This is a genomic window from Streptomyces sp. NPDC093109, from assembly GCF_040701725.1.
In the GTDB taxonomy this organism is placed as follows: Bacteria; Actinomycetota; Actinomycetes; order Streptomycetales; family Streptomycetaceae; genus Streptomyces.
In genome coordinates this window covers 400,538-411,388 of the sequence record NZ_JBFBEZ010000002.1, presented here as the reverse complement: position 1 = coordinate 411,388, position 10,851 = coordinate 400,538, and the positions used below count along the sequence as shown (strand labels likewise).

Here is a 10,851-nt window from a genome sequence, read left to right as displayed (position 1 = left end):
GATGACCCGGTAGGTCGGGGTATCAACATATCTGGCGTTGACTTTTGGCACGCTGTTGAGTTCTCAAGGAACGGACGCTTCCTTTGTACTCACCCTTTCGGGCTTTCCTCCGGGCGATTCCCTTCGGTGTTTCTTTGTTTTTGTTTCCGTCTTGCGTTTCCGACTCTATCAGACTCTTTCGTGTCCGATTCCCCGTCGGAGCGGGGCTTGCTTTCCAGTTCTTCGCTTTCGCGTTTCCCTTTCCGGCGGTTCCGACTCTACCAGACTCACTCGGCGTGTTCTGCCTCAAGAATTCTGGTGGCCTTTGGATTGGCCTTTTGTCTTTCGACCGACTCCACCGGAAATTCGATTTCCCACCGGGAGTCTCGTAGAGGTTAACTTCCGCACCCGAAGCTTGTCCAACTTCGAGGCAACCGTTCAAATCTACCTCCCCACCCAGGCCGTGTCAACGGTCTTTGTGGGGCGAAGAGGAGACTAACAGGTCGGGGACGTGCCGCGCACATCAGGCTGCGACGGGGAGCTCAGCGCTCCGGTCCGGGGCCTCCACATCCCCCGTGTCGCCGGCGCGGGCCGCCCGGCCGCCGAGGATGTAGACGTAGGCGAGGAAGGCCAGTTCGGCGGCGATGCCTATGGCGATACGCGCCCAGGTCGGCAGGCCGGACGGCGTGACGAAGCCTTCGATCAGGCCCGAGATGAAGAGGACCAGCGCGAGCCCGATGGCCATGCCGAGGGCCGCCCGGCCCTCGCGGGCCAGTGCCGTACGGCGGGAGTGCGGGCCCGGGTCGATGACGGTCCAGCCCAGGCGCAGCCCCGTACCCGCCGCGACGAAGACCGCCGTCAGTTCGAGCAGACCGTGCGGAATGATCAGGCCGAGGAAGGTGTCCAGCCGGCCTGCCGCCGACATCAGGCCGATGCCGACGCCGAGATTCAGTACGTTGACGAAGAGGATCCAGATCACCGGCAGGCACAGGAAGGCGCCCAGGACCAGGCACATGGCCGCGGCCTGCGCGTTGTTCGTCCAGACCTGGGCCGCGAAGGACGCCGCCGGATGGCTCGAGTAGTACGTCTCGTACTCCCCTCCCGGGCGTGTCATCTGACGCAGCGCGTCCGGGGCCGCTATCGCGGACTGGACCTCGGGGTGCGCGGATATCCACCAGCCGATCACCACGGCCAGCAGCGTGGAGAGCAGCGCCGTCGGGATCCACCAGCGCCGTGAGCGGTACACGGCGGCGGGAAAGCCCGCCGTCAGAAAGGCCGTGGCGTCCCGCCAGCCGGCGCGTCGCGTTCCGGTGACCGTGGCGCGGGCGCGCGCCACGAGCTGGGTGAGGCGCGCGGTGAGCATGGGGTCCGGGGCGCTGGACTGGATCAGCGAGAGATGCGTCGACGTGCGTTGGTAGAGGGCGACGAGTTCGTCGGCCTCGGCACCGGTGAGGCGGCGGCCCCGGCGCAGGAGATGTTCCAGGCGGTCCCACTCGGCGCGGTGGGCTGTCACGAAGACATCGAGATCCATGGTCGGCTGCTGCTCCAGGCACTGGGTGCGTACGGTCTGTACTACTGCGGCGCGCTGCGGGCCAGCTTGGCAGACTGGGGACTTCAGGGGCAGGGAAGGTCGGCAGAGGGGTGGGGCACCGGTGAATGAGCTTGTGACGGGCGACGCGGTCGTGCTGGGGCTCCGGCCGGCGAAGCTGCCGAGCCGGGCGCTGGCCCTGCTGATCGACCTGGTGGTCGTCTGGTCGGTCTATCTGGCGGTGTCGCTCGGGGTGGTGGTGTCGACGAGCGCCCTGGACGACGCCGCGGTCGCCGCGCTGTCCGTCGCGACGTTCCTGCTGGTCCTGGTGGGCGGGCCGGTCGCGGTGGAGACGCTCAGCCACGGTCGCTCGCTGGGGAAGCTGGCCGTCGGCCTGCGGGTCGTACGGGACGACGGCGGGCCCATCCGGTTCCGGCACGCCCTCGTGCGTGGGGCGATGGGGGCGGTGGAACTCCTCATGACGTTCGGTGTCATCGCCTGTATCGCGTCGCTCGTGTCGGCGCGTGGCCGTCGGATCGGCGATGTGTTCGCCGGGACGCTGGTGGTACGGGAGCGGGTGCCGGCCGCGCACATGACCACCGTGCCGCCGCCCCCGCCCTGGCTCGTGGGGCGGTTCGCGGAGCTGGACCTGTCCGCCGTACCGGATGATCTCTGGCTCGCGGTACGCCAGTACCTGACGCGCATGGGGCAGTTGGACGCGGCGGTGAGCCGGGCCATGGCCGAGCGGCTCGCGGACGATCTGGTGGCGCGGACCGGGGCGCCCGCGCCGCAGGGAGTGCCCGCGGCGGCCTATCTGGCGGCGGTGATGAACGAGCGGCAGTCGCGGGACGCCCGGCGGGCCTTCGGGCCCGTCGGGCCCGTCGGGCCCGTCGGCTCGCCCCCTCCCCCGGCGGTCTTCTCATCCGCACCCTCGTCCTCGTCCTCGCCCTCATCCTCGCCCACGCCTTCTCCTTCTGCCCCGCTCCCCGCCGCCGTTCCGGCGCCGGTCCCCCCGAGGCCCGCCACCGGGTTCGTGCCGCCCGCGTAGAGACCGGGTCGGGTCCCGGGCGGGTCAGGTCAGGTCAGGTCAGGGCCGAGGGTGGGGATTCGAGGTCTTCGAGTTCGATCCCGGGAGCCGCCAGCACCACGTCGCCGGCCAGGTGGACGGTGTGCTGTTCGCCGGTGTCCAGGGCGTTGACCTGGTACTCGTCCACGGTCAGGGGCCCATTGTCAGTGGCATGCGCTTCACTGTTCATCAGCGCCCAGGACTGGTCCACGGTCCGGGGTGCCAGGACGGGGTCGGTGAAGGCCACGAGGCGTACGCGCGCCGCGGGGGATTCGGGGGTGAGGCGGAGCAGACGGGCGATCGCCACGAGGAAGGCGGGGGAAGTGCCGGTGAAGGCGTGGGCGCGCACATTGCCTTCTGTGGCATGGACACCGCTGGGGTCGGTACGGACCCAGGTGACGCCGTCGAGTGCGGCGCCGCGGACTTCCCAGTCGGCGGCGAGGAGTTGGAGACGGATGGGGCGGCCGAGTTCGTCGAGGGCCAGATCGACGGAGCCCGCGTCGTCGCCGGAGGGAGTGGTGAGCCGGGAGACGTAGCGCCAGCCGGACGGGCCTGGCGCGCAGTGGAAGTGTTCGTCGCCGAGAGGGGTGTGATCGTGCGGATCGTGGAGCGAATAACGGCCGCGGGGCATGGCGGTTTCGAGGTCCTTCGGGGCTCGCGGATCTTTCGGGTCCGCCACTGATCCGCCACTGACGGAACAGGCCCCCGTCACGGGGGTGCGGGGGCCTGTTCTGCGTCACTGTCGTCGGGAGGCCGCGGCCTCCCGGTCATCAGTAGCGGTAGTGGTCGGGCTTGTACGGGCCTTCGACCTCGACACCGATGTACGCGGCCTGCTCGGGGCGGAGCGTGGTGAGCCGCACGCCGAGCGCGTCGAGGTGGAGCCGGGCGACCTTCTCGTCCAGGTGCTTGGGCAGCACGTAGACGTCGGTCGGGTACTCCTCCTGCTTGGTGAACAGCTCGATCTGGGCCAGCGTCTGGTCCGCGAACGAGTTGGACATCACGAAGGACGGGTGGCCGGTCGCGTTGCCCAGGTTCAGCAGGCGGCCCTCGGACAGGACGATGAGGGTCTTCCCGTCCGGGAAGGTCCAGGTGTGGACCTGCGGCTTGACCTCGTCCTTGACGATGCCGTCGATCTTCGCCAGACCGGCCATGTCGATCTCGTTGTCGAAGTGGCCGATGTTCCCGACGATCGCCTGGTGCTTCATCTTGGCCATGTCGGCGGCCATGATGATGTCCTTGTTGCCCGTCGTGGTGACGAAGATGTCGGCGATGGAGACGACGTCGTCCAGCGTAGCGACCTGGTAGCCGTCCATGGCCGCCTGGAGCGCGCAGATCGGGTCGATCTCCGTGATGATCACGCGGGCGCCCTGGCCGCGCAGGGACTCGGCGCAGCCCTTGCCGACGTCGCCGTAGCCGCAGACGACCGCGACCTTGCCGCCGATCAGGACGTCGGTGGCGCGGTTGATGCCGTCGATCAGGGAGTGGCGGCAGCCGTACTTGTTGTCGAACTTGGACTTGGTGACCGCGTCGTTGACGTTGATCGCCGGGAAGAGGAGGACGCCATCACGCTGCATCTCGTACAGGCGGTGGACACCGGTCGTGGTCTCCTCCGTGACGCCGCGGATCTCGGACGCGAGCCGGGTCCACTTCTGCGGGTTCTCGGAGAGGGTGCGGTTCAGCAGGCGGAGGATGTAGCTGTACTCCTCGCTGTCCGCCGTGGCCGGGTCCGGAGCCTCGCCGGCCTTCTCGAACTCGACGCCCTTGTGCACCAGGAGGGTGGCGTCACCGCCGTCGTCCAGGATCATGTTCGGGCCGCCGGTGGGGCTGTTGGGCCAGGTCAGGGCCTGCTCCGTGCACCACCAGTACTCCTCCAGGGTCTCGCCCTTCCAGGCGAAGACCGGGACGCCCTTCGGGTCGTCCGGGGTGCCGTTCGGACCGACCGCGATGGCAGCGGCGGCGTGGTCCTGGGTGGAGAAGATGTTGCAGGACGCCCAGCGGACGTCGGCGCCGAGCGCGACCAGGGTCTCGATGAGAACGGCGGTCTGCACGGTCATGTGCAGGGAGCCGGTCACCCGGGCGCCGGCCAGCGGCTGCGCCGCGGCGTACTCCTTGCGGATCGACATCAGGCCGGGCATCTCGTGCTCGGCGAGGGTGATCTCCTTGCGGCCGAACTCGGCGAGCGAGAGATCGGCGACCTTGAAGTCCTGTCGGTTGGCGACAGTCGTCATAACGAGCTGCTCCTCGTGGAAGGGGTCGAGGGTGAATGCGTACGGCTGGCTCTGCGGCGGCGGGCATACGGATGCCCGGGCGCTCGCGGCCCAGTCCGTCGGAGGCCCTCTCTCCCTCGGCCGGTCCGCAAGCGGGCCGCCCGACCGCCATCAGCAGCGACGTCTGGCTCTGTCCACGAATCTACACCGGTCGGTCCGGCGGCCCACAGCGGATCGGCGAACCAATCAGTCCTTGGCCGGGTTCGTCCCCGCGGCGGCGGCCGACGCGCTGTAGATGTCGGGCTCCAGATAGATCACCCGGGCGATCGGAACCGCCTCCCGGATCCGGGACTCCGCCGCGTTGATCGCGGCGGCGACCTCGCCCGCCGTGTCGTCGTGCTCGACCGCGATCTTGGCCGCGACCAGCAGCTCCTCGGGGCCGAGGTGGAGCGTACGCATGTGGATGATGCCGGTCACGACATCGCCGTCGACGATCGCGGCCTTGATCTTCCGCACGTCCTCCGCGCCGGCGGACTCACCGAGGAGCAGGGACTTCGTCTCGGCCGCGAGCACCAGGGCGATCACGATGAGGAGGATGCCGATGCAGAGCGTGCCGATGCCGTCCCAGATGCCGTCGCCGGTGGCCACCGCGACGCCCACACCGCCGAGCGCGAGGACGAGACCGATCAGCGCGCCGAAGTCCTCCAGCAGCACGACGGGCAGCTCGGGGGCCTTCGACCGGCGGATGAACTCCTTCCAGGACTGCGTCCCCCGCGTGGCGTTGGACTCCTTGATGGCCGTCCAGAACGAGATGCCCTCCGCGATGATCGCGAAGACGAGCACCCCGACCGGCCAGTACCAGGAGGTGAGCTCGTGCGGGTGCTTGATCTTCTCGTAGCCCTCGTAGATGGCGAACATTCCACCGACCGAGAACAGCACGATGGAGACGAGGAAGGCGTAGATGTAGCGCTCGCGGCCGTAGCCGAAGGGGTGTTCCTCCGTGGCCGCGCGCTTGGCCTTCTTGCCGCCGAGGAGCAGCAGACCCTGATTGCCGGAGTCGGCGAGGGAGTGCACCCCCTCGGCGAGCATCGACGAGGAGCCGCTGAAGGCGAACGCAACGAATTTGGCTACCGCGATGGCGAGGTTGGCGCCGAGCGCCGCCACAATCGCCTTGGTTCCGCCGGACGCGCTCATGGGTGCGTGGGTGTCCCTTCCTTGGTCTGCGGCCCTGGCGCCGCCGTACGGCGGGAATTGTCGCAGCCCGTGGTGCGGCCGTTCCTCTCAGACCACCACTGTGGCGCGGAAGACAGTGCCCGTACCGGACAGTTCAGCCTTTTCGCCCGCCGGTACGAAGACCGAACCGCCCGGGGTCAGCGCCAGGCCGTTCGCCCGGGGCGCGCCGGCCGTGCAGAGCAGGATCTGCGGTGCGGCGGCGGTCAGATCGCGCGGTGCGCCACCCTGGGCGAGGGCGTAGCGGGAGAGCCTGAACTCGTCGATGGGCGTGTCGTACAGCTCCTCGCCGGAGGCGGACACCTCGGGGCGCAGCACACCCGGATCGGTCGCCTCGAAGCGGACGATACGGAGCAGTTCGGGGACGTCGACGTGCTTGGGGGTGAGGCCGCAGCGCAGGACGTTGTCCGAGTTGGCCATGATCTCGACCCCGAGGCCGTTGAGATAGGCGTGCGGGACACCCGCGCCGAGGAAGAGCGCTTCGCCCGGCTGGAGCCGCACGTAGTTGAGGAGCATGGCCGCGATGACGCCCGGGTCGCCGGGGTAGTGACGCGCGATCGACGCGTACGGCGCGTAGTCGCCGCCGAGCCGTTCGGCCGCCGCCGCGGTCTCGGTGACCGTCGCCGTCATCTCCGCCGGATCCGCGGTCAGGACGGCCGTCAGGACCTCGCGCAGCGCGGCCTCTTCGGGGTGGGCGCGCAGCAGGTCGACGTACGGCTTGAGCGAGTCGACGGCCAGTCCCGCGAGCAGCTCGGCGGCGGCCTCCGGGGCGCGGAAGCCGCACAGTCCGTCGAAGGGGGTGAGCGCGCAGATCAGTTCGGGCTTGTGGTTGGCGTCCTTGTAGTTGCGGTGCGGTGCGTCGATCGGCACGCCCCGGCTCTCCTCGTCCGCGTAACCCGCCCCGGCCTGGGCGAGATCGGGGTGGACCTGGAGCGAGAGCGGCGAGCCCGCCGCGAGGATCTTGAGCAGGAACGGCAGCCGCGGGCCGAACTTCTCCACCGCGGCGGCGCCGAGTTCGGCGGCGGGGTCGGCGTCGATGAGGCCGGAGAGCGTCTGCTCCCCGGCGCCGGTCCCCCGGTCGAGCCGCGACGGGGCGCCCGGGTGGGCGCCGAGCCACATCTCGGCCTGGGGCTCGCCCGTGGGGGTCTCGCCGAGGAGTTCGGGGATGGCGGTGGTGGATCCCCACGCGTAGGGGCGCACGGTGTTGGAGAGGCGGTCCATGAGTGAGCTTCCTTGTACCGGGGGGGGTGTTCTGTGCGGGTGTTCTGTGCGGGTGCCGGGGTGTTCTGTGCGGTTTCCGGGCGGGTTGCGGGCGGGTTCTGGGTGGTCAGGCGGGGGTTTCGCCCGCCAGTGCCAGATAGACCGTGGCGAAGTCCGTGACCGCGATCAGCTCGGCGAGTGCTTCCAGCTCGCCGCCCTCCTCGGGCACCAGTTCGCTGATCGCCGTGTCGTGTCCCAGCGCGAGTTCGCGCGCGGCCGGTGCGGCGGTCAGTCCGCCCGTCGGGCGGTCCCTGAGCAGCACGATCCGCGCGCGCAGCGCCGGACGCTCCTCCACACGGTCGCGGAAGAAGTCGTCAGGACCCGCCTCGCCGCCCGACAGGTCGCCCACGAGCAGCGCGCCGTGGGCCGTGATCGCCTCGGGCAGTTCCGCGGCGAGCGCGGGCCGGCCCGTCAGCTCGGCCAGTACGTCCGCGAAGCGGCGCCCGGCCGGGGCCGCGGCCGTACCCTCCGTCCAGACCAGCGGAAGGCTGTCGGCGAGCTCGGCGGCGAGCGTCTTGGCCGGGTTGCTGTACGTCGCGACGGCCGGGCCGCAGCGTTCCGCCACGCGGTCCAGCCGGTCGGCGACGAGCTGGAGCGTCTCGGTGGACGCGGTGAGCAGACCGGCCCGGTCGAGGAGGGCCAGCAGCGGAACGAGCAGCGCCCACAGGGCTCCGGGCGCGGCGGCCGGCGCCACCCCGTCGTCCGTCTCCCGCGCGAACTCGTTCGGCGCCTTCGCCATCGGTACGAGAAGGCCGCGCGTACCGCCCAGCTCCTCGCTCAGCGGCGAACGCTCCGGGGCGACGGCGACGACCGTGCAACCACGGCGGTACGCCTGCTCGACGAGGAGCGCCAGGCCGGGTTCGCTGCCGTCCGTCGTGGCGATCAGCAGCAGATCAACGGGGCCGGCCCAGCCCGGCAGCGTCCAGCGCAGCGCGCCCGCGGCGGGGGCGACGCCGGTGGGGCGGAGCCGGGTGACGGGGGCGGCGGGCGCGGCCAGCGCGGCGAGGATGTCCGCGGTGCCGGTCGCGGCGGCGCCCGAACCCGCGATGAGTACGGCGCGGGGGCGGCCCTCGGGGTTCAGCGTCGTGACGCCGGCCTCCGCGGAGTGCCGCAGCGCGGTACGGACGCGGGCGCCGGCCTCGGCGGCACCGCGGAGCAGACCCTGGCGGTCGGCGCGGGTCAACTCGTCCGGAGCGTCGAGCAGCGACTCGTCGAGCATGGGGGATGGACCTCCGTTGGACCGGGGTTGCGGCTGCGTTATGCGGGGCGGCGCGCCTCGTCCACGAGCAGGACGGGGATGTCGTCGCGTACCGGGTAGGCCAGACCGCAGTCCTCGCCGGTGCAGACCAGCTCGGGGGTGTCAGCCGCGGTGCGGTCGGCGAGCGGGGCGTGGCAGGCGGGGCAGGCGAGGATCTCCAGGAGACCTGCTTCGAGCGGCATGGGGGTGTCCTTTCGAACATGTGGATCGGGCCACGTCAGCGTACCGCCGTGTCGCCTCCCGACGGGGTCGCCTCCCGGCGAGGGGCCGTGGGCTTAGCGGTGCGGTGTGGGGTGCGGCCGGTTCGTTCCGTGCCGCCGGTGGACGGCTCACGCGCAAACGTTCCGGGCCGGCCGGAACCTCAACCCCTGATGAGCGTCAGCGCCTCGTCCCTGATCCTTGCCATCGTTTCCTCGTCCCGCGCCTCCACGTTCAGTCGCAGCAGCGGTTCCGTGTTCGAGGGGCGGAGGTTGAACCACCAGTCGGCGGCGGTGACCGTGAGGCCGTCCAGGTCGTCGAAGGTGACGTCGTCGCGGGTCGCGAAGGCCGCGTGGACGGCGGCCGTGCGGGCGGACTGGTCGGCGACCGTGGAGTTGATCTCGCCGGAGGCCGCGTACCGGTCGTACGAGGAGACCAGCTCGGAGAGGGGGCCCGGCTGGGTGCCCAGGGCGGCGAGGACGTGGAGGGCCGCGAGCATGCCGGTGTCGGCGTTCCAGAAGTCGCGGAAGTAGTAGTGCGCGGAGTGCTCGCCGCCGAAGACCGCTCCGGTGGTGGCCATTTCCTGCTTGATGAAGGAGTGGCCGACGCGGGTGCGTACGGAGATGCCGCCGTGTTCCTTGACGACTTCGGGGACGGACCAGGAGGTGATGAGGTTGTGGATGACCGTGCCGCCCGGGTGCTTGGCGAGTTCACGCGCCGCGACGAGGGCGGTGATGGCCGACGGGGAGACGCCCTCGCCGCGCTCGTCGATGACGAAGCAGCGGTCGGCGTCTCCGTCGAACGCGAGCCCCAGGTCGGCGCCTTCGGCGCGGACGCGGGCCTGGAGGTCGACGAGGTTCTTGGGGTCGAGGGGGTTGGCCTCGTGGTTGGGGAAGGTGCCGTCGAGCTCGAAGTACATCGGTACGACATCGAGCGGGAGGCCGGCGAGGACGGTCGGGACGGTGTGGCCGCCCATGCCGTTGCCCGCGTCCACGACGACCTTCAGCGGGCGGATCGCGGAGAGGTCGACGAGGGACAGCAGGTACGCGGCGTAGTCGTCGAGGGTGTCGCGGTGGGAGAGCGTGCCCTGCGGGGTGACGGCGGGCGGGGTGCCCTGCGCCAGCCAACGCTCGGTCAGGGCGCGGATCTCCGCCAGGCCGGTGTCCTGGCCGACGGGCGCGGCTCCGGCGCGGCACAGCTTGATGCCGTTGTAGCGGGCGGGGTTGTGTGACGCGGTGAACATCGCGCCGGGCATGTCCATACTCCCCGACGCGTAGTACAGCTGGTCCGTGGAGCAGAGACCGATGATCGTGGCGTGGGTGCCGCGGGCGAGGGCGCCCCTGGCGAAGGCCGCGGCGAGGCCGGGCGAGGAGGGCCGCATGTCGTGGCCGATGACGATCGCCTCGGCCCCGGTGACCTCGGCGAAGGCGGCGCCGAACAGTTCGGCGAGCGGGTCGTCCAACTGGTCGGGGCAGAGCCCGCGGATGTCGTACGCCTTCACGATCTGCGCCAAATCGGCCACGGGCCAACCCTCCAGAGCTGCGTTCCCTACGGACCCGTCAAACTACCCGTGGACGCGGTATTGATCCCGTACGGGCCCTACGGGGCATCAGGGGCGGGTGCGGGGAGGGTGAGGGTTTCAGGAGTCCGGGGAGCGCAGTACGCGCAGGTGTCCCCTGCGGCCCACCTCCGCCGGATCCGCGCCCCGCGTCCCCTTGCCGCCGCCCGCCGCCGGGCGTTCCTGCGGCCGGGCCGCTTCCCGTACCGCGTTGGCCAGCGCTTCGAGATCGTCGCCGCTCGGGCGTGACGGGGCCGAGCCGTCCGTCAGGCGGACGACCTCCCAGCCGCGCGGAGCGGTCAGCCGCTCGCTGTGTTCCGCACACAGGTCGTAGCAGTGGGGCTCGGCGTAGGTGGCGAGCGGGCCGAGGACCGCGGTCGAGTCGGCATAGACGTACGTCAGTGTCGCGACAGCAGGACGGCCGCACGCGGTGCGCGAACAGCGACGTACAGGGCTCACGATGTTGGACGGTACCGCACTCTTGAGCGGGCCGCGACGACTCGCCACCCGCTCACCCACCCGTGTCGCGACCCGGCGCTCCGCACCGGTTGGCCGGAATCAACTGCC

The 10,851-nt window shown here is 70.7% G+C and carries 10 protein-coding genes; 1 reads left to right on the top strand and 9 read right to left on the bottom strand.

Annotation, left to right across the window (positions count from 1 at the left end; genetic code table 11):
• Nucleotides 1–502 precede the first annotated feature (502 nt).
• Complete coding sequence (locus AB0389_RS04300; RefSeq protein ID WP_366393751.1) at nucleotides 503–1,510, bottom strand: stage II sporulation protein M; 1,008 nt, start codon at nucleotides 1,508–1,510, stop codon at nucleotides 503–505.
• 121 nt (nucleotides 1,511–1,631) lie between these two features.
• Between AB0389_RS04300 and AB0389_RS04295 the strand changes: the two genes are divergently transcribed.
• Nucleotides 1,632–2,555: an RDD family protein gene (locus tag AB0389_RS04295; RefSeq protein WP_366393750.1), complete on the top strand. Its 924-nt coding sequence runs from the start codon at nucleotides 1,632–1,634 to the stop codon at nucleotides 2,553–2,555.
• Between the two features lie 34 nt (nucleotides 2,556–2,589).
• Here AB0389_RS04295 and AB0389_RS04290 read toward each other — a convergent pair whose 3' ends face one another.
• The 8 genes from AB0389_RS04290 to AB0389_RS04255 form a co-directional block, all read right to left on the bottom strand.
• The gene (locus AB0389_RS04290; protein WP_366393749.1) at nucleotides 2,590–3,204 is read right to left on the bottom strand and encodes a hypothetical protein; all 615 of its coding nucleotides are present in this window, start codon (nucleotides 3,202–3,204) and stop codon (nucleotides 2,590–2,592) included.
• A gap of 139 nt (nucleotides 3,205–3,343) precedes the next feature.
• The gene (gene ahcY, locus AB0389_RS04285) at nucleotides 3,344–4,801 is read right to left on the bottom strand and encodes an adenosylhomocysteinase (protein WP_366393748.1); all 1,458 of its coding nucleotides are present in this window, start codon (nucleotides 4,799–4,801) and stop codon (nucleotides 3,344–3,346) included.
• Nucleotides 4,802–5,026: 225 nt separating this feature from the next.
• The gene (locus AB0389_RS04280; protein ID WP_366393747.1) at nucleotides 5,027–5,974 is read right to left on the bottom strand and encodes a cation diffusion facilitator family transporter; all 948 of its coding nucleotides are present in this window, start codon (nucleotides 5,972–5,974) and stop codon (nucleotides 5,027–5,029) included.
• Nucleotides 5,975–6,061: 87 nt separating this feature from the next.
• Entirely contained in the window at nucleotides 6,062–7,231 is a 1,170-nt protein-coding gene (gene manA / locus AB0389_RS04275; RefSeq protein ID WP_366393746.1) for a mannose-6-phosphate isomerase, class I, read from the bottom strand.
• A gap of 106 nt (nucleotides 7,232–7,337) precedes the next feature.
• Entirely contained in the window at nucleotides 7,338–8,489 is a 1,152-nt protein-coding gene (locus AB0389_RS04270) for an SIS domain-containing protein (protein ID WP_366393745.1), read from the bottom strand.
• Nucleotides 8,490–8,527: 38 nt separating this feature from the next.
• Complete coding sequence (locus AB0389_RS04265) at nucleotides 8,528–8,710, bottom strand: Trm112 family protein (protein ID WP_114659534.1); 183 nt, start codon at nucleotides 8,708–8,710, stop codon at nucleotides 8,528–8,530.
• Between the two features lie 179 nt (nucleotides 8,711–8,889).
• On the bottom strand, nucleotides 8,890–10,248 hold the full coding sequence (locus tag AB0389_RS04260; RefSeq protein WP_366393744.1) for a phosphomannomutase/phosphoglucomutase: 1,359 nt from the start codon (nucleotides 10,246–10,248) through the stop codon (nucleotides 8,890–8,892).
• A gap of 117 nt (nucleotides 10,249–10,365) precedes the next feature.
• Nucleotides 10,366–10,791: a DUF3499 domain-containing protein gene (locus AB0389_RS04255; protein WP_366393743.1), complete on the bottom strand. Its 426-nt coding sequence runs from the start codon at nucleotides 10,789–10,791 to the stop codon at nucleotides 10,366–10,368.
• Nucleotides 10,792–10,851: the final 60 nt, after the last annotated feature.

Excerpts from the sequence above, each read along its gene's own strand:
- AB0389_RS04270 (WP_366393745.1), bottom strand. The coding sequence starts at position 8,489 with ATGCTCGACGAGTCGCTGCTCGACGCTCCGGACGAGTTGACCCGCGCC.
- manA (WP_366393746.1), bottom strand. The coding sequence starts at position 7,231 with ATGGACCGCCTCTCCAACACCGTGCGCCCCTACGCGTGGGGATCCACC.
- AB0389_RS04290 (WP_366393749.1), bottom strand. The coding sequence starts at position 3,204 with ATGCCCCGCGGCCGTTATTCGCTCCACGATCCGCACGATCACACCCCT.
- AB0389_RS04300 (WP_366393751.1), bottom strand. The coding sequence starts at position 1,510 with ATGGATCTCGATGTCTTCGTGACAGCCCACCGCGCCGAGTGGGACCGC.
- AB0389_RS04265 (WP_114659534.1), bottom strand. The coding sequence starts at position 8,710 with ATGCCGCTCGAAGCAGGTCTCCTGGAGATCCTCGCCTGCCCCGCCTGC.
- AB0389_RS04280 (WP_366393747.1), bottom strand. The coding sequence starts at position 5,974 with ATGAGCGCGTCCGGCGGAACCAAGGCGATTGTGGCGGCGCTCGGCGCC.
- ahcY (WP_366393748.1), bottom strand. The coding sequence starts at position 4,801 with ATGACGACTGTCGCCAACCGACAGGACTTCAAGGTCGCCGATCTCTCG.